This window comes from Geobacillus sp. B4113_201601 (genome assembly GCF_001587475.1).
GTDB lineage: Bacteria > Bacillota > Bacilli > Bacillales > Anoxybacillaceae > Geobacillus > Geobacillus icigianus.
This window is the reverse complement of the sequence record NZ_LQYX01000077.1, coordinates 1-17408: the sequence shown is the minus strand read 5'-3', so window position 1 is coordinate 17408 and position 17408 is coordinate 1. Positions and strand designations below refer to the sequence as shown.

The 17408-nt window shown below is 53.0% G+C and carries 17 protein-coding genes and 1 pseudogene; 15 read left to right on the top strand and 3 right to left on the bottom strand.

Going from position 1 to position 17408, the window contains the following annotated elements; all coding sequences use genetic code 11:
• Positions 1-286 precede the first annotated feature (286 nt).
• From xylA to B4113_RS10525, 9 genes are all read left to right on the top strand, one after another.
• Positions 287-1624, top strand: coding sequence for a xylose isomerase (gene xylA, locus B4113_RS10565; protein WP_033843795.1), 1338 nt, complete (start codon positions 287-289; stop codon positions 1622-1624).
• A 13-nt stretch (positions 1625-1637) separates the two neighbouring features.
• Positions 1638-3137 carry a xylulokinase gene (gene xylB / locus B4113_RS10560; RefSeq protein WP_033843796.1) on the top strand — a complete coding sequence of 500 codons (1500 nt, stop codon included), beginning with the start codon at positions 1638-1640 and terminating at the stop codon, positions 3135-3137.
• A 374-nt stretch (positions 3138-3511) separates the two neighbouring features.
• Complete coding sequence (locus B4113_RS10555) at positions 3512-4546, top strand: nitronate monooxygenase (RefSeq protein ID WP_033843797.1); 1035 nt, start codon at positions 3512-3514, stop codon at positions 4544-4546.
• A 237-nt stretch (positions 4547-4783) separates the two neighbouring features.
• Positions 4784-5971 carry an iron-containing alcohol dehydrogenase gene (locus B4113_RS10550; RefSeq protein WP_033843798.1) on the top strand — a complete coding sequence of 396 codons (1188 nt, stop codon included), beginning with the start codon at positions 4784-4786 and terminating at the stop codon, positions 5969-5971.
• A 244-nt stretch (positions 5972-6215) separates the two neighbouring features.
• On the top strand, positions 6216-6617 hold the full coding sequence (locus tag B4113_RS10545) for a thioesterase family protein (RefSeq protein WP_033843800.1): 402 nt from the start codon (positions 6216-6218) through the stop codon (positions 6615-6617).
• 174 nt (positions 6618-6791) lie between these two features.
• Positions 6792-7193, top strand: a complete 402-nt coding sequence (locus tag B4113_RS10540; protein ID WP_231559832.1) for a DnaA N-terminal domain-containing protein — start codon at positions 6792-6794, stop codon at positions 7191-7193.
• Between the two features lie 18 nt (positions 7194-7211).
• Entirely contained in the window at positions 7212-7562 is a 351-nt protein-coding gene (locus B4113_RS10535) for a hypothetical protein (RefSeq protein ID WP_033843802.1), read from the top strand.
• Positions 7563-7947: 385 nt separating this feature from the next.
• The gene (locus B4113_RS10530; RefSeq protein ID WP_033844902.1) at positions 7948-8397 is read left to right on the top strand and encodes a MarR family winged helix-turn-helix transcriptional regulator; all 450 of its coding nucleotides are present in this window, start codon (positions 7948-7950) and stop codon (positions 8395-8397) included.
• A gap of 83 nt (positions 8398-8480) precedes the next feature.
• Entirely contained in the window at positions 8481-8900 is a 420-nt protein-coding gene (locus B4113_RS10525) for an organic hydroperoxide resistance protein (protein WP_033843803.1), read from the top strand.
• A gap of 235 nt (positions 8901-9135) precedes the next feature.
• Here the strand turns inward: B4113_RS10525 and B4113_RS20120 are convergent, their stop codons facing one another.
• Both B4113_RS20120 and B4113_RS18820 read right to left on the bottom strand, forming a co-directional pair.
• Positions 9136-9273 carry a hypothetical protein gene (locus tag B4113_RS20120; RefSeq protein WP_165570902.1) on the bottom strand — a complete coding sequence of 46 codons (138 nt, stop codon included), beginning with the start codon at positions 9271-9273 and terminating at the stop codon, positions 9136-9138.
• Positions 9233-9448, bottom strand: coding sequence for a Fur-regulated basic protein FbpA (locus tag B4113_RS18820; protein WP_081897210.1), 216 nt, complete (start codon positions 9446-9448; stop codon positions 9233-9235). The genes B4113_RS20120 and B4113_RS18820 overlap by 41 nt, the downstream gene beginning before the upstream one ends.
• Positions 9449-9628: 180 nt before the next feature.
• Between B4113_RS18820 and B4113_RS10520 the strand changes: the two genes are divergently transcribed.
• The 4 genes from B4113_RS10520 (at position 9629) to B4113_RS10505 (ending at position 13819) form a co-directional block, all read left to right on the top strand.
• Entirely contained in the window at positions 9629-9934 is a 306-nt protein-coding gene (locus B4113_RS10520) for a MerR family transcriptional regulator (protein ID WP_033843804.1), read from the top strand.
• 282 nt (positions 9935-10216) lie between these two features.
• Positions 10217-11074 carry a metallophosphoesterase gene (locus B4113_RS10515; protein ID WP_033017765.1) on the top strand — a complete coding sequence of 286 codons (858 nt, stop codon included), beginning with the start codon at positions 10217-10219 and terminating at the stop codon, positions 11072-11074.
• Positions 11075-11301: 227 nt separating this feature from the next.
• Positions 11302-12807: a Na+/H+ antiporter NhaC family protein gene (locus B4113_RS10510; protein ID WP_033017764.1), complete on the top strand. Its 1506-nt coding sequence runs from the start codon at positions 11302-11304 to the stop codon at positions 12805-12807.
• A gap of 64 nt (positions 12808-12871) precedes the next feature.
• Complete coding sequence (locus B4113_RS10505) at positions 12872-13819, top strand: endonuclease I family protein (RefSeq protein ID WP_061912484.1); 948 nt, start codon at positions 12872-12874, stop codon at positions 13817-13819.
• 114 nt (positions 13820-13933) lie between these two features.
• Here the strand turns inward: B4113_RS10505 and B4113_RS10500 are convergent.
• A pseudogene (locus tag B4113_RS10500) lies at positions 13934-14893 on the bottom strand (bile acid:sodium symporter family protein).
• A 225-nt stretch (positions 14894-15118) separates the two neighbouring features.
• Between B4113_RS10500 and B4113_RS10495 the strand changes: the two are divergent.
• The gene (locus B4113_RS10495; RefSeq protein ID WP_033021547.1) at positions 15119-15340 is read left to right on the top strand and encodes a FeoA family protein; all 222 of its coding nucleotides are present in this window, start codon (positions 15119-15121) and stop codon (positions 15338-15340) included.
• The gene (gene feoB, locus B4113_RS10490) at positions 15340-17334 is read left to right on the top strand and encodes a ferrous iron transport protein B (protein ID WP_033021549.1); all 1995 of its coding nucleotides are present in this window, start codon (positions 15340-15342) and stop codon (positions 17332-17334) included. The genes B4113_RS10495 and feoB overlap by 1 nt, the downstream gene beginning before the upstream one ends.
• The last annotated feature ends 74 nt before the right edge of the window (positions 17335-17408 follow it).

Sequence of the window (17408 nt, the reverse complement as noted above, 5' to 3'; positions counted from 1 at the left end):
ACCAAGGAATCGGGTTCATGTCTCCTTTTTTGTTTAGTTGTCAATTTATGTTAGCAAATTTGCTCATCTACAGTTACGTAATAAAAAAAAACGGTAACGTCTAGAGTGTGTATGGAGGGACCTTATCCCCATCCCCCTGTAAAACTTCAATTAACATAGTTGTGGTTTTACAGGTGAAAATACTTTGTTTATATGATAGACAAACAAATATGAAAGCGTTATAATAAAACCGAAGCAAGCCATTTTCGCTGATTGAACTTGATTCATAATGAAGGGGGACCTAGACATGGCTTATTTTTCAAATATAGGCAATATTGCGTATGAAGGGCCGGAGTCGCGCAATCCGTTGGCGTTTAAGTTTTACAATCCAGAAGAAAAAGTCGACGACAAAACAATGGAGGAACATTTGCGCTTTTCAGTGGCGTATTGGCATACGTTTACGGGGGATGGGTTGGATCCTTTTGGCGTCGGCAATATGATTCGTCCATGGAATAAGTACAGCGGCATGGATCTGGCGAAGGCGCGCGTCGAGGCGGCGTTTGAGCTGTTTGAAAAGCTGAACGTTCCGTTTTTCTGCTTCCATGACGTCGACATCGCTCCAGAAGGGGAAACGCTCAGCGAGACGTACAAAAATTTGGATGAAATTGTCGATATGATTGAAGAATACATGAAAACAAGCAAAACGAAGCTGCTTTGGAATACGGCGAACTTGTTCAGCCATCCGCGCTTCGTTCACGGGGCGGCGACGTCGTGCAACGCTGACGTGTTCGCCTATGCGGCGGCGAAAGTGAAAAAAGGGCTGGAGATCGCGAAGCGGCTCGGGGCGGAAAACTACGTGTTCTGGGGCGGCCGGGAAGGGTATGAGACGCTGCTGAACACGGATATGAAACTCGAGCTTGACAATTTGGCCCGCTTCTTGCGTATAGCGGTCGACTATGCGAAAGAGATCGGCTTTGATGGCCAGTTTTTGATCGAGCCGAAGCCGAAAGAGCCGACGAAGCATCAATACGATTTTGACGTGGCTACGGCGCTGGCGTTCTTGCAAACGTACGGGCTCAAGGATTACTTCAAATTCAACATCGAAGCGAACCATGCGACGTTGGCGGGCCATACGTTTGAACATGAGCTGCGCGTCGCCCGCATCCACGGTATGCTCGGTTCGGTCGATGCGAACCAAGGTGATACGCTGCTTGGCTGGGATACGGACGAATTCCCGACGGATTTGTATACGACGACGTTGGCGATGTATGAAATTTTGCAAAACGGCGGCCTTGGGCGCGGCGGCTTGAACTTTGATGCGAAAGTGCGGAGAGGCTCGTTCGAACCGGAAGATTTGTTCTACGCTCATATCGCTGGGATGGACAGCTTTGCGATCGGTTTAAAAGTCGCCCATCGCTTGCTGGAAGACCGCGTGTTTGAACAATTCATCGAAGAGCGGTACAAAAGCTATACGGAAGGCATTGGCCGCGAGATCGTCGAAGGAACGGCGGACTTCCACAAGCTGGAGCAATACGCCTTGCAGCTTGGCGACATTCGCAATACGTCCGGCCGTCTTGAGCGCTTGAAAACGTTGCTGAATCAATATTTGCTCGAAGTCAGCGTGCCGAGTGGATCTCGTTCGTGAAAGAGGGATGAGCGTGGAATATGTCATTGGCGTTGATTTAGGAACAAGTGCGGTGAAAGTGTTGCTTGTCGACCGCAATGGGCAAGTCAGAGGGGAATGGACCGAGTCTTATCCCCTCTACCAGCCGCATTCCGGCTATAGCGAGCAGCGCCCGGACGATTGGGTGGAGAAGACGATTACGGCGTTGCGCCGCGTTTGGGAAACGGCGGGCATTTCTCCGGAGTCGGTTGTGGGCTTGAGTTTTTCCGGGCAAATGCACGGGCTTGTGCTGCTTGATGGCGACGGGAACGTCGTGCGCAACGCGATTTTATGGAACGACACACGAACGACAGCCGAGTGCCGGGAAATTGAAGCGAAAGTCGGTCGAGAGACGCTGCTTGCGGCGGCGAAAAATGAGGCGCTCGAAGGGTTTACGCTGCCGAAACTGTTGTGGGTGAAAAACCATGAACCCGAGCTGTATGAGCGGGCGCGGACGTTTTTATTGCCCAAAGACTATGTCCGTTTCCGTTTGACCGGGCACATCGCGATGGATGTATCCGATGCGGCGGGGACGCTGTTGCTGGATATCGAAAAGAAAACATGGAGCGAGGAGATCGCCCGGGCGGTGGATGTCGACCTTTCGCTTTGCCCGCCGCTTGTTGAGGCGACGGCATGGGTCGGGACGCTGCGTCCGGAGGTGGCGGAACAGACCGGGCTGCCGGCATCGGTGAACGTGTTCGCCGGCGGGGCGGACAACGCTTGCGGCGCGGTGGGCGCCGGCATTTTGGCGGAAGGGAAGATGATGTCAAGCATCGGCACATCCGGCGTCGTCTTGGCGTATGAGCAAAGCGGGGAAAAGGATTTCGCTGGACGAGTGCACTACTTCAACCATGCCGAGCCGAACGCCTACTATATTATGGGAGTGACGCTGGCGGCGGGCTACAGCTTTGACTGGTGGAAGCGGACGTTTGCCGAGGACGTGTCGTTTGCCGAGATCGTCAAGCGCGCTGCTGAGTCGCCGATTGGCGCCAACGGCTTGTTGTTTACGCCATATTTGGTCGGCGAGCGGACGCCTTATGCCGACGCCGATATTCGCGGGTCGTTTGTCGGCGTGGATTCGGCGCAGACGAAATGGGATTTCGCCCGCGCGGTCATCGAAGGCATTACGTTCTCACTCAACGAGTCGGTGGAGATCATCAAAGCGAGCGGCAAAACGATCGATTCGGTCGTGTCGATCGGCGGCGGGGCGAAAAGTGCTGAGTGGCTGCAAATCCAAGCCGATATTTTCGGCATCCCGGTGGAAAAACTGAAAAACGAACAAGGGCCGGGACTGGGCGCCGCGATGATCGCCGCCTGCGGCGTCGGCTGGTTTGATTCGCTCAAGCAATGTGCTGACGTGTTCAAACAAGTCGATTCCATCGTCGAACCGCGGTCGGATGCGGTGGCGAAATACAAAGAGCTGTTCGCCATTTACCGTGAGGTTTACCCTCAGACAAAGGAACTATCGAAAAGATTAAAGGCGTTTCGCCCGTGACGGCAAAACTTCCTCGAACCCATTGGCGGTTTGGGGAGTTTTTTGTTTGTTCAGGCAATCAGGCAAGATGCTCAGCTAGGCCTGTCGAAAGGAGAACGGGAAAGGGGAGGGGCTAGACATTCAAAAAAGTTTAGGAGGCTGGGGAAAAACAACTGCTTCGCTCGATGGGCGAGCAGCCGAAAGGGATAAGGTTACGGTGTCGGCGGGTTTTTTAACTTGAGAAACGCGGTTAGGAGCAACATTTCCCCTTACATCACCGTCCTTCTAGACATATTGATTCGCTAAGAGGCAGGAATTCCCTGCGCGGAGCACGAAAGAGTAAAGGGAAGTCAACGAAGATACGGCAGTTACGGATAGGAGAGGGGAGATCAATCATGTTCTCTACACTTCCCGTCCCCATCATCCAGGCGCCGATGGCGGGCGGCGTGTCAACGCCCGAGCTGGCCGCGGCGGTGTCGAACGCCGGAGGGCTTGGGTTTTTGGCTGGCGGGTACAAGACGGCGGAAGCGATGAGGGCAGAAATTCACAAGCTGCGGGCGCTAACGGATCGTCCGTTTGGGGTGAATGTGTTTGTGCCGGGGGATAAAACGGTGGATGAAAAGGCGCTCGAACGCTACCGCGCTGTGCTGGATGTCGAGGCCGAGCGGCTTGGGGTGGCGGTCGGCGAGTCGAAGTGGGAGGATGATGATTGGGAAGCGAAACTGGATGTGCTGCTTCAGGAGCAGGTGCCGGTCGCGAGCTTTACGTTTGGCTGCCCGGACAAAGCGGTGATTGCCGCCTTGCAGAAAGCAGGGGTGTTTGTGATCGTGACGGTGACATCGGTGGAAGAGGCCCACATTGCATCTGAAGCCGGCGCGGACGCCCTTTGTGTGCAAGGGGCGGAAGCGGGCGGGCATCGCGCGTCGTTTCGCAACGATCCAAAGCAGGATGAGGCGATCGCGTTGTTCCCGCTGTTGGTCGACGTGCGCGCTTCGGTTCGGCTCCCGATTGTGGCGGCGGGCGGGATCATGGACGGGCGCGGCATTGCCGCGGCGCTCAAAGCAGGGGCGAGCGCGGTGCAGCTTGGGACGGCGTTTTTGCGCTGCCCGGAAAGCGGGGCGCATCCGCTCCATAAGCAAGCGCTTGCCGATCCGCGGTTTACCGAAACGGCTGTGACACGGGCGTTTACCGGCCGGCCGGCGCGCGGGCTGGCGAACGGTTTTATGGTCGAATATCGCGATCTAGCGCCGGCGGCGTATCCGCACGTGCACCATATGACGAAGCCGCTGCGTGCTGCCGCCGCCAAGGCGGGCGATCCGGAGCGGATGTCGCTTTGGGCTGGAGAGGGATACCGGCTGGCGCGGGAACTTCCGGCGATGGAGCTTGTCGAGGAACTGAAGCGGGAGCTGGAGGAGGCGCAGAGCCGCTAAATTAGCCCTTGCATTTGTCTGATGGAAAAAGCGGGTCGCGTCGTTTTGAGCGAGTGTCTAAAAGGCCGGTGATTTACTTGCTCAACCGCTTTTCCCAATCGTTTCTCAAGTAGAAAAAACTTGTTCCATCAGCCCTGATGTTTACACGTTCAATCATTGATCAAGGAAAACAGTGGTTTTTCACCAACCTTCTAAATGGCGCTGTTTGATCAACGAATAGAAAGGATGGGGAGAACCATGACCGTAGCCCGCATTGTGTTTCCGCCGCTCAGCCATGTCGGCTGGGGGGCGCTTAAGCATTTGGTTCCGGAAGTGAAGCGGTTGGGAGCGAAACAAATTTTAGTGATTACTGACCCAATGCTTGAGAAAATCGGCCTTGTCGAGCAAGTGACGTCTCCGCTCCGGCAAGCAGGGTACAGCGTGCACGTCTATACCGATGTTGTGCCCGAGCCGCCGCTTGCGACAGGGGAAAAGGCGGTGGCGTTTGCCCGTGATGGGGAGTTCGATCTTGTCATCGGCGTCGGTGGCGGCAGCGCGCTCGATTTGGCAAAACTGGCCGCTGTTTTGGCGGTGCATGACGGTTCGGTTGCCGACTACCTAAACTTGACGGGAACGCGGGCGCTCGAGAAAAAAGGGCTGCCGAAAATTTTGATTCCGACGACATCGGGCACCGGGTCGGAAGTGACGAATATCTCTGTCTTGTCCTTAGAAACGACAAAAGATGTCGTGACGCACGATTACTTGTTGGCTGATGTGGCCATCGTCGATCCGCAGCTGACTGTTTCCGTTCCGCCGCGGGTGACGGCCGCAACCGGGATTGATGCGCTCACCCATGCGGTCGAAGCGTACGTGTCGGTCAACGCGAGCCCGACATCGGATGGGTTGGCGATCGCGGCCATGCGCCTCATTTCTCGCTCATTGCGCAAAGCGGTGGAAAACGGAACGGACAAACAGGCGCGCACGGATATGGCGAACGGTAGTTACCTAGCGGGTTTGGCGTTTTTCAACGCCGGGGTGGCCGGCGTGCATGCGCTCGCGTATCCGCTCGGCGGGCAGTTTCATATCGCCCATGGCGAATCGAACGCCGTGCTTTTGCCGTATGTGATGGGCTACATCCGTCAAAGCTGCACGAAACGAATGGCTGATATTTTAAACGCGCTCGGCGGCAACTCGAGCTTTTTGTCCGAAGTGGAAGCGTCGTATCGGTGCGTCGAGGAGCTCGAGCGCATCGTCGCCGACGTCGGCATTCCGAAGACGCTGGGTGAATTCGGCATCCCGGAAAGTGCGCTAGAAAGCTTGACGAAAGATGCCGTTCAACAGAAACGGCTGCTCGCCCGCAGCCCGCTGCCGCTGTTGGAAGCCGACATCCGCGCGATTTACGAAGCCGCGCTTGCCGGGACGATCGTCGAGCCGAACCAAGAATAAGGAAGAAATACAGGGGCTGTTTTTGGCTCCTGTATTTTTTGTTTGGAAAGCGAGAGTGGTTTTCCATGTTTGGGTTTACGGCTTTTTTCGCTCAAAAGGCAACATTTTCCGCATTTTCTTGACGGGTGAAGAAGGAATTTTCGCCTCTTGAAGCGAACGAATATACATCAATCGTCTCGATTCGACAAAAAGAGAACGACAGCGAACTGGAATACATTTGAGGTGTTTTTAGGGAGGAAAGAGGATGTTTACGACGGTCATCACGCCGCGCGTGTCGGAAACGGACGGTGTCGGTCATATTAACAACACGACGGTGCCTGTTTGGTTTGAAGCCGGTCGGCATGAAATTTTCAAACTGTTTACGCCGGATTTGTCGTTTCGGCGCTGGCGGATGGTAATCATTCGCATGGAAGTCGATTATGTCCATCAAATGTATTACGGACAAGATGTGACAGTGTACACCGGTATTGAACGTATTGGCAACACAAGCCTGACGATTTATGAGGAAATCCATCAAAACGGGGCGGTTTGCGCCAAAGGACGGGCGGTGTATGTCAATTTCAATTTTGAGACGGGACGTCCTGAACGGATTCCGGATGACATTCGCAGCGCATTGCGTGAGCATCTTTGGCAGCCGAACGAATAGGGAAGAAGGGGGATGCTCAAGAGGTTTTGATCCGCCTTCTAGGGGAGCGAATGGTGAACTTCGCCCATAGCCCGACGCAAAGTCATGTTTTCTCATCATGAATTCTTCGTTTTGCATCGTTTCGCTCTGTCACTGTTGAGTGTGGCCTATTTTTTAGCGGAAGGAGGAGGAGTGGTGAAGGAACATTTGTGGGAGCAGGTCAAAGCTAAGCTCGCGCAAAAATTGTCTGGCGCCTCTTTTGATGCTTGGTTCGCGTCGACGTCCGCGACGGTGGATGAAGACTGGCTGATTATCGAATGCGTGAACGAGATTCAATGTGAATGGCTGCAAATCAGATACGGCGAACTGATCGGCGAGACGGTGCGCGAGGTGTTTGGCCGCGAGATGCGCATTTTCGTGTCCGTCTGCGGCGAGCGGCAGCAAATCGAGAAGCGGCTTGAACAGCGGCACGGGGTGCCGATTACGTTCCGGCAATATATGACGCAGTTGGAGAAGCAAGTCGATGAGCTCGAACGGCGCGTTGACCATTATTCACGAATCATCGATGAATTGCTTGCTTCGCGGCCGATTCACTGATGGTGGCGATGAGCGGTTTTGCTTGCGTTCATCGGCGCATTGCCACCCCTTTTTATCGTGTTTGGATTGATGGTCATTCTTTTCCTTTGCTTTGGTGCGGCAAACGGTGCCTTGTTCCAAGTCGTTCCAACTTGGTTTCCGAAAGAAGTCGGATTGCTGACCGGCATCGTCGGGGCGGCCGGTGGGTTGGGAGGGTTTTTGCTGCCGAACGTGCTCGGGGCGATGAAACAGTGGCTCGGTTCCCCGGCATACGGATTTTGGCTGTTTGCCATTGTTCTTGGAGGGGCTATGCTGACGGCGCGCCGTTTACAAGCGCAGGCGGTTGAGGATGTCCCCCGTGCGAACGGTATGGTGGAGCGATCTGGATAAAAGGCTGCAATCAAACAACAGACAGCGAAAAGGTGTCCGGAGCTTAGGGACACCTTTTCGTGTTTATGCGGATGAAACAAGGTGGAAAAGATAGTTTTGCTTCACCTTCATGAAAAACTAGGGAGACAGTGATCGAAGAGGAATAGTGCGGTCTTGCTTCGTTTCGATCCGGCTTTACAATGTCATTTCTCAATTCGAAAAGCTTGGTTGCGTCGGTCCTCGTTTTCGCTCATTTTCCCATTGATGAAGGGATCATTGGGGAATTGATCGGTTCGTTGTGCGATGAATTTTCAAAGGGCAGTGATTTCCTTTTCAGTTGTGGTGCAGATCAACGTATAATGAACAAAGGAGGGCATAAAAAAGTTGAATCATGGAGGAATGGTTGATGAAGTACAACGATGCATTGCGACTTGACGATCAGCTTTGTTTTGCGATTTATGCTTGTTCGCGCGAATTGACCAAACTTTATCGTCCGTTGCTTGAAAAGCTTGAAATTACATATCCGCAATATTTAGTGCTTTTGGTGTTATGGGAGAAGGGGGAATCAACAGTGAAGGAGTTAGGTCGACGATTGTATTTAGATTCCGGCACGCTAACACCGATGTTAAAGAGAATGGAGGAAAATGGACTCATTCATCGGTCGCGCTCGGTGGAAGATGAACGAGTCGTCCACATCACGCTAACGGAAAAAGGCGACAAATTAAAAGCAGAAGCGCAATGCATACCGCAAGCCATTGCAGAACGAGTGGGACTTCCTAGTGAGGAGTGGAATCAATTGTTGCCTTTGTTGCGTTCGCTGCTTCAACGGCTCGAAATGGCGCAAACCAGTTCGTGAGGAGGAGAGACTTGCTTTTTAAATTTGTATTGTTTAAAATTAAGTTGCGCAAAATTAAATTTTAGGAAGAGAGGTGCTGGAGGATGCAATCGATTTACTCAACGTCCGTCACAGCTCATGGTGGGAGAAACGGAAAGGTAGTGTCCGACGATGGGATCCTTTCTCTCGAGGTGAAAATGCCGAAAGAACTCGGAGGACCGGGTGGTGCGACCAATCCTGAGCAATTGTTTGCGGCGGGATATGCTGCTTGCTTTGACAGCGCATTGAATTTAGTGATTCGCCAAAAAAAGATCAAAACCGATGGTACGGAAGTGACCGCTCGGGTGGTGCTTGGCAAAGACGAAGCAGATGGTGGGTTTCAGCTGGCGGTTGCTCTCGAAGTGCGTGTGCTAGGCGTTGATCGCCCAACGGCTGAAGACTTGGTGCATGCTGCTCATCAAATCTGCCCGTATTCGAAAGCGGTCCGCGGCAATATTGACGTAACGCTTTCTGTCAACGAATAACGGCCATCAGCGAAGGTGTCCCTTAACGATGTAGGGTGGGGACACCTTCTGTTTGTGGGGCGGTTGTTCGTTGGTGGTCAACCGACATCGTCCGCTAGCCCACCTGTTTAGGAGGTTGGTGATTGACTCGCGCAATCGCTTCTCAAAGTTGTTTCTCAACTAGGCCTTGCAACAATGCACTTTTATTCATCGACCAAAGGAAACCACTGATTTCCAACAACCTTCTAGCGTTGTTTTAAAGTCGGTTTTGGAAAAAGCGGAGCAGCTCCTCAGCGCGGTTTCCGACCAGTTGAATCAGCTGTTCAAACATGGCGTCGCGCTGCAGATCGAGCTCAATGATGCGTTTCGCCAGCTCGAGCGCTTTTTCGTTCATGGAACTGGCCCCCTTTCATGGTCCAAATGGGTCTAAATCGTTCGTATTCGCGGCGCAATTCCTCTATCGTCCAGTGTTCGAGCTGTGCTGGATCATCGGTCAAACCCACTCGCAGCAGGTGGTTAATATAAAACTGTTTTTGTTGTTTTACTGCCTGTTGCATCCATTTCCCCATGTCGCTCCCTCCCTGTTTTTACCTTTACGATACCACCTTTTTCTTTAGTGTACAGCGAATGTGTTAAGCACATTTACAGGAAATTTAAAAAATGTGTTAATTTTATTTACAAAAATTAACGAGATACCATGATTTTTTGTATAATTGCGTTAGAAAATGTAACGTATAGAGGTGAGGAAGATGACTGCTCATCTACAAGAGGATCATTACAAGTATAAAAAAGTCATTTCGATCGGTGTCGTCAGCGAACTGACCGGGCTGTCGCAGCGGCAAATTCGTTATTACGAGGAACGGAAGCTGGTGTTCCCTGACCGTTCCAAAGGAACTCGCAAATATTCATTCGCCGATGTGGAGCAGTTGATGAAAATTGCTAATCAACGCGAGGAAGGTGTATCGACTTGGGAAATTCGTCAAGAGATGACGAAAGAGCTGCGCGAGCGAATGTTAAAAGGGCAAATGAACGCCCATTTTCGGAGGCGTTCGTGAAAATCCTACCTTTCAAAACAATGGGCTGTGGAAAAAGTTGGCTTGGAGGGCAGGGGCAAACCTGCTGTTTTCCTTGATCAATGGTGAATCCCGGCTTGAATATGTCGTGGAGGGGAATGGCGGACGACGCGACGTTTCATTTTTCGCGTCCGCCCGCCGAAGTATTTGGTGATGTCAAAAGAAAAGCTGGTTTCGCTCTACGGTTGCCATCTTATCCACTAACTCCCTCTTTCTTCTCTCCTCCATTTCACTATAATGGGTATCGAGGGAGGAGAGAAGACGATGACCATCTTTTTTGGCGTTCTTGCCATCTTGTTATTGCTTGCTTTCATCATTCGTAAAGCCCACCGCAACACGTATGAAGCGGTTTTGCATAAAGTCCAAGTCGGCGGCTGTCCAGAGGGTGGGGACGGAGCCCTTCGGATTTTGCAGCTGTCGGATTTGCATCTTGAAAAACTGTCAATCACCCCGGACGATGTATACAACAAGCTGAAAGACGAAGCGATCGATTTGATCGCGTTGACGGGCGACTTTTTGGACCGTGAGGAAAGCATCGCCAAGCTCGGTCCGTATTTGGCTGCGCTCAATGCATTGAAACCGACGTACGGCATGTATGCGGTGTTTGGCAACCATGATTACGTGCTTCAAGGTGAAGCGTTTGAGCGCTTGAGAGCGACGCTTGAGGCGCACGGCTGCACCGTCTTGCAAAACGAGACGAAAACGATCACGGTCAACGGTCAAACCGTCAATATCATTGGCATCGATGATTTTTACACGGGGCGCAGCGACATCAAAAAGGCATACGCCGGCGTGAAAGACGGCATCAACCTCGTGTTGACGCACGATCCAGACATCGTGCCGCATATGAAAGATTATCATTTTGATTACTTGCTGTCGGGTCATTTCCACGGCGGGCAAATTCATTGGCCGAAGCCGTACCATTTGGCGAAAATGAGCAAAACGCTCACCGAGCGGAACATGATCAAAGGTTATCATGAATGGGAAGGAAAACCGTTTTATATCAACGAAGGGCTTGGGCAAACGGGAGTGAACATCCGGATCGGCTCGAAGCCGGAAGTGACGCTCCACGTCATGGCGTTGCCGCCTGTGGCGGGAACGGAAGCGGTCAAGGCTGTCTAAATGGGCAGCTTTGGCCGCTTTTTCATCGCTATGGGAAACGCGTCTTGCGCTGAAGCTTGTATTCATCGCAGAACGTTTGGCGCCGGCAGTAGGACCGTCCCTTAGCCGAACGGGAAGCGGCAGCGAAGTATGGTTCACATTTGGGCGCGAGCGACAAAGATTGATGGCGGGCTGAATAGAAACGAGAAATCATTCCCATAATTTTAGAAAGAAAGGAGTGGTAGTGTATGGAGCCGTCGTGGAGAGCGCTGTTGCCGTTTCTCGTTGTCATTCCCGTTTCGATTTGGACGAAGCAAGTGATTCCCGGTCTGTTTGTCGGGCTGTTGGTCGGAAGCTATTTATTGACGCCGTCGCTGCTCGGCGGATTGCGAACGATGCTTCATTACGTCGTCGATAACTTGATGCAGACGAACAACATTCGCATCATCATGTTTTTATACGTGTTTGCCGGTCTTGTCAGCATGATCAAATATACCGGGGGAATCAAAGGGTTCGTCCATCTCGTCAGCCAAAAAGTGAAATCGGCCAAAGCGGCCATGCTGCTGACGTGGATCTCGACGATGGTGACGTTTAGCGACCCTGATTTTCGCATCGTCACCGTCGCGCCGATCATGAAGGCGCTGCGCAAACGGCTTGGGCTGTCGTCCCAGCAAATCGGCTTTGCCATTGAGGTGACCTCCAACCCGGTTGTCGCGCTCATCCCAATTGCCACCGCGTTCGTCGGCTATATGGTGTCGGTCATCGACAAGGCGCTTGATACGGCCGGCATCGGGGCGGAGCCGTACATCGTGTACGTCCGCAGCATTCCGTTTAACTTTTTCTCGTATGCCATTCTCGCCGTCGGGCTGTACTACAGCTTTTTTGTCTACTCGCGCAAAAAACAGGCGGAGATCAGCAAAGAGCGGGGGGGAAAGCCGATCGAGCGTTGGGATCCGCGTTTGGCGCTCGAAATGGCGGAAGAACAGCGACCGGCTGACCATCCGCCCAACGAAGCGCAAGGGGAAGAAGGAGACGCGATGCAGACATGCCCGCGCGCGTATCAAAAAGAAACGCCGGTCAAGCCCTGGAATTTGATCGTTCCCCTTTCGATCGTGCTCGTTTTGACGTTGTTTTTAAGCTGGTGGGACGGTCACCGCGGGGCGAGAACGTTTTGGGAGGCGTTTTTGCAAAGCGATGCGCTCGGGGCGATGTTGGAGGCGCTTTTGTTTACGGTCATGATCACCGTTGCGTTCTTCCTTTGGCAGCGGTTTCGCTTGACGGATTTGTTGACTCATTTTGTCAAGGGCGGCAATGAACTTATGTCTGTCATTTTGATGCTGGCGCTCATTTGGGCGCTGTCAGCTGTGGCGGAGGATTTAGGGTTTTCGCAATACATTACGGGCCATGTTAAAGAATGGATTCCGCCGTTTTTTGTCGCCCCGATTTTGTTTTTGCTTGGCGCCGTCATTTCCTATTTCATCGGCTCGTCGTGGGGGACGTGGGGGATGTTGATGCCGCTTGGCGTAACGCTCGCGAGCCAGTCAGGAGCGAACATTTTGCCGGTCATCGGCGCGGTGTTTGCGAGCGGGACGTTCGGGGCGTTCGCGTCGCCGCTCAGCGACAATACCGTGACGCTGTGCACCATTTTGGATTTGCCGGTGATCGAGTATGCGCGCACGAAGCTGGTTCCGTCGCTCATCGCCGCCGGCATCGCCGCCGTTTTGTTCGGCGCCACGTCATTTCTTTTGCATTAGCGCTGCTGTCGCCTCTCCTCCTTTCGTGATACACTAAAAGAAAAAGGAAGAGAGGGGAGCGGCGATGGGGGAGACGGAACGGCAGCTTGACGAGCTCAGCCGATGGCAAACGGAAGATGTGGTCGCGCAGCTCGAGCCGTTGCACGAGCGGCTCGCTCTGGAGGACGCGTATTACCAGGCCGCCGAAGATGAGAGGGCGCGCGCCCGATATTATCGTCATCTGCCGCTTGATGGGGACGGATGGATGTTGTTTGTCCGCTATCACGAACTGGTGGCGCGCACCCATAAGCGGCGGCTGCCGTATTTTTTCAGCAAGGACGAATATTTGTACACATGGGTCGACTTGCAGCCGGACGGAACGGTGCGAAGCTTGTACTCCGGCGAGCGAAAAGACCCGAAGATGTTGATCGTCCAAGATGTCGAAACGATGAAACGGCGCTATGATGAATTTCGCCAGTTGTTGAAAAACATGAAGCATGGGCTCGGCGATGTGCACGAGCGGGTGAAAACGATCGAGCAGCAATGGAAATTCAATGCCGAACATGTCGTGCCGCAGTCGTGGTTTGGCGCCCGCGAACCGATGAAAGGCGATTTGCATCATTTGTTCGTCTGCCAGCCGGAGTGCAACACGATGCGGTCGAATTTTCCGTATGCGGATTTTCCGTTTTACAATCCGGAAGACCCCGACGAGCAAGTGCAAAACCGTTGCGGCGTTGTCTATAACGGCTATTTCGAGCCGGAGTACGGCAAAGGGACGGCGGCAAGGGCCATGCTGTACTTTCTGCTTCGCTATCCGAAGGCGATCGCCAAGCCGTTTCGGCGCAAAATCGATATTCCGCTCCTTGTCCGTTGGCACGAGCAATTTCCGCCGACGGTGTATGAACATCATCGCAACAGCGCGATTTTTTTCATCCAAGGCAACCGCAACCCGTTCATTGATTTCCCCGAACTGGCGGGGCGAATGGTGTTTCCGTTTGAAGGGACGATGGCAAATGGAGCGTTGTCTGAATAGCGCCTGGCCGCTTGAGCATGGCGGTGAACAAAAAGCGGCACCCGGAAGACGAGCGTTTCTGCCGGGAGGCCGCTTTTTTGTTTCCTGCCGTTGGACAAGGCGCAAGAGGGAAGGTTAGGCGGAAACCGTCTTGCCATCCGGTGGTTGGCGATCCGCTTGTTTGCGGAAGTATGTGGCGACCATCGGACCGGAAATATTGTGCCAGACGCTGAAAATGGCGCTCGGAACGGCGGCGAGCGGCGAAAAATGGGCGGTCGCCAAGGCCGCGCCAAGCCCGGAATTTTGCATGCCGACTTCGATGGAAATCGCCTTTTGTTTGGGCGGTGACAGGCGAAACAGTTTGGCAAACCAATACCCAAGCAACAAGCCCAACCCGTTATGAGCCACGACAATAAGGAAGATGAGCAGTCCGCTTTTGGCAATGGCCGCTTGGTTTTGCCCGACGACGGCGGCGACGATGGCCACGATGGCGATGACCGAAACGAGCGGCAGCGCCGGGATGCATGCTTTGACTTGCTTTTGGAACAGCGCCTAGGCGATGAGGCCCAAAACGATCGGAATGAGCACGACTTTGACGATCGACCAAAACAAAGCCGCGGCCGATACGGACAGCCATTTCCCGGCGAAAAGCAAAATGAGCGAAGGCGTCAAAATCGGCGCTAAAATCGTCGAAACAGACGTGACGGCGACCGACAGCGCCGTATCTCCTTTTGCCAAATACGTCATGACGTTGGACGCCGTTCCGCCCGGGCAGCAGCCGACTAAAATAATGCCGAGCGCCACTTCACGCGAAACCGGCAGAAAGTAAGCGAGCAAAAACGCGACAAGGGGCATGATCAGAAACTGGGCAACGACGCCGATCAACACATCAAGCGGACGTTTGAATACTTCTTTGAAATCATCTGCTGAAAGTGTCAATCCCATCCCAAACATCACGATGCCTAACAGCGGCACAATATACGGGGCGATCCACGTAAACGCGCCGGGAACGAAAAAAGCGAGCGCGCCGAACAGAAGCACCCAGATCGCAAACGTATTGCCGACAACGTTGCTGATTTTTCCTAGTGTATTCACTGTACTCACTCCTTGAACAAAGATGGGAAAGATATACAAGAAATTATATACATTTTTTTGAAAAGTTCAACTAATGAATCGCCAAATTTTGAAGAAACGTTGACAATATGGAGTCGCTGTGAAAAAATTCACTCCCTTTTTCTTCAGTTGTGCTATGATAGGAATTGAGAAAAAGAATCATTATTGGCATCAATAAGCGTAGACAGGGAAATAGGGGGAAAGACGATGTTGCTGACCGATTTGCATAAAGGAGAGACAGCGGTCGTCGTCCGTTTGGCTGTTGACAATGAGGCACTGAAACAGCGTCTTCTTCATCTAGGGGTCAAAGAAGGAAAAATGGTGCGGTTAAAAGCCGCGATGCCGTTTGGCGGGCCGGTGATGGTCGAAGTCGATGGACAGGCCATCGGCTTGCGGCGCAAAGAAGCGTCGGCGATTGAGGTGAAATGATGGCGTACGTAGCGCTGTTTGGCAACCCCAATACTGGAAAAACGTCATTGTTTAACTGTTTAACCGGCTCTTATGAATATGTTGGCAACTGGAGCGGGGTAACGGTCGAGAAGAAAGTAGGAGTGCTTCGCCAGCACGGCGTGCCGGTCGTTGATTTGCCCGGCCTTTACTCGCTCCAACCGCTGTCCCGCGATGAAGGAGTGGCGACTGATTTCTTATTGACCGAGCCGTGTTCAGTGATCGTCAATATCGTTGACGCGTCGCAACTCAAGCGCAACTTGCATTTGACGGTTCAGCTATTGGAATTTGGCCGGCCGCTCATCATCGCTTTGAACATGGTCGATGTCGCAGAAAAGCGCGGCATCAACATCGATGCCGCCAAGCTGTCACGCCATCTCGGCGTCCCGGTTGTTCCGGTCATCGCGCGGACGGGAAAGGGGATAAAGGAGTTATCGCACACCATTTTGTCGACAAAAGACGGACGCCATTCCCGCATTTTTATTGATTACGGCATCGAAGTGGAACGCGCGATCCGCCGCATTGCCGAGCAACTTCCCGATGACGTGCCGGGAGATAAACGCTGGATGGCGGTGCAATTTCTAGAAGGAAACGAGCGCATCGCCGCTTATTTGCGCAACCGTTGCGATTTGTCACTGCTTGTAGCGATTCGCGCGGAGACGGAACAGGCGCTTGGCTGCCCGGTGGCTAAGCGTATTTATGAAGCGCGCGACCGCTGGATCAGCGAAACGATCGCGGCGGCGGCCATCGAGTTTGCGCCAAAGCCGCTGACGCTAACGGAAAAAATCGACGCGGTGGTGACAAACCGTTATGCTGGGCTGCCGATTTTTTTGGCGCTGATGTATATCGTGTTTATGCTCACGTTCAACTGGCTCGGCACGCCGCTTGCCGATCGGCTTGACGCCTTTTTCTCCGGGCCGCTCACCGACTGGCTGTCGCGTTTGCTTGATTGGGCAGGAGCGTCGCCGTTTATCGAAGCGCTTGTGTTGGATGGCATTGTCGCCGGGGTCGGCGGTGTGCTCGTGTTTGTGCCGCAAATTTTCATTTTGTTCTTTTTCATTTCATTGTTGGAAGACTCCGGCTATATGGCGCGTGTGGCGATGGTGATGGATCGAATCATGGAAGCGATTGGGTTAAACGGCAAAGCATTTATTCCGATGATTATCGGCTTTGGCTGCAACGTTCCCGGAGTGATGGCGGCGCGCACGATCGAGCAGCCGAAAGAACGGTTGTTGACGATGTTGCTGTTGCCGTTTATGTCGTGCTCCGCCCGCTTGCCGGTGTACGCGCTGTTTGCGGGGACGTTTTTTGTTCGCGAACAGGCGCTTGTCGTCTTTTCGCTTTACGTGCTTGGCATCATAGTAGCCTTAGGGCTGGCCAAATTGTTTTCATCGGCCGTATTCAAAAATGAAAGCTCGCTCTTTGTCATTGAATTGCCCCCATATCGTGTGCCGCAGGCGCTCACATTATGGCGCAGCACATGGGAGAAAGGGAAAGGGTTTGTCCGCAAAGCCGGAACGTTTATTTTCGGCGGCTCGGTCGCCATTTGGCTGTTGACGTATATCGGGCCGCATGGGGTTGGGGTCTCAATGGATGACAGCCTGCTGGCGGCCATCGGCGGGATGATTGCGCCGCTGTTGGCGCCGCTTGGTTTTGGCGCTTGGCAGGCCGGGGCTGCGTTAATTACCGGCTTTTTGGCGAAAGAAGTTGTTGTATCAACGATGAATATTATTTATCACGTCCATGAGGCGGCCGGATTGAAATCGGTGATCGCTTCCCATTTCACTCCGTTGTCAGCCTTCAGCTTTATGGTGTTTGTCCTTCTATATACACCATGTTTAGCGACAGCAGCGACGATCCGCAAAGAAACCGGATCGTGGAAATGGATGCTGTTGTCGATCGGCGTTGCCTTAACAGTCGCTTATATGTTGTCATTTGTTGTTTACCAAGCTGGAATGATATTCGGTTTTCAATGAAAGGAGCATTCCCGTTAGGAGCTTTTCCGGGGACTTGATCAAAAAAAGCCCTCTTGGTATGATGCAGGGGTGTC

Coding starts and splice junctions, on each gene's coding strand:
- B4113_RS10530 (WP_033844902.1), top strand. CDS start 7,948: ATGAAGTACAACGATGCATTGCGACTTGACGATCAGCTTTGTTTTGCG.
- B4113_RS10555 (WP_033843797.1), top strand. CDS start 3,512: ATGTTCTCTACACTTCCCGTCCCCATCATCCAGGCGCCGATGGCGGGC.
- B4113_RS10550 (WP_033843798.1), top strand. CDS start 4,784: ATGACCGTAGCCCGCATTGTGTTTCCGCCGCTCAGCCATGTCGGCTGG.
- feoB (WP_033021549.1), top strand. CDS start 15,340: ATGGCGTACGTAGCGCTGTTTGGCAACCCCAATACTGGAAAAACGTCA.
- B4113_RS10510 (WP_033017764.1), top strand. CDS start 11,302: ATGGAGCCGTCGTGGAGAGCGCTGTTGCCGTTTCTCGTTGTCATTCCC.
- B4113_RS10525 (WP_033843803.1), top strand. CDS start 8,481: ATGCAATCGATTTACTCAACGTCCGTCACAGCTCATGGTGGGAGAAAC.
- B4113_RS10505 (WP_061912484.1), top strand. CDS start 12,872: ATGGGGGAGACGGAACGGCAGCTTGACGAGCTCAGCCGATGGCAAACG.
- B4113_RS20120 (WP_165570902.1), bottom strand. CDS start 9,273: ATGAACGAAAAAGCGCTCGAGCTGGCGAAACGCATCATTGAGCTCGAT.
- B4113_RS10520 (WP_033843804.1), top strand. CDS start 9,629: ATGACTGCTCATCTACAAGAGGATCATTACAAGTATAAAAAAGTCATT.
- B4113_RS10545 (WP_033843800.1), top strand. CDS start 6,216: ATGTTTACGACGGTCATCACGCCGCGCGTGTCGGAAACGGACGGTGTC.
- B4113_RS10515 (WP_033017765.1), top strand. CDS start 10,217: ATGACCATCTTTTTTGGCGTTCTTGCCATCTTGTTATTGCTTGCTTTC.
- B4113_RS18820 (WP_081897210.1), bottom strand. CDS start 9,448: ATGGGGAAATGGATGCAACAGGCAGTAAAACAACAAAAACAGTTTTAT.
- xylA (WP_033843795.1), top strand. CDS start 287: ATGGCTTATTTTTCAAATATAGGCAATATTGCGTATGAAGGGCCGGAG.
- B4113_RS10495 (WP_033021547.1), top strand. CDS start 15,119: ATGTTGCTGACCGATTTGCATAAAGGAGAGACAGCGGTCGTCGTCCGT.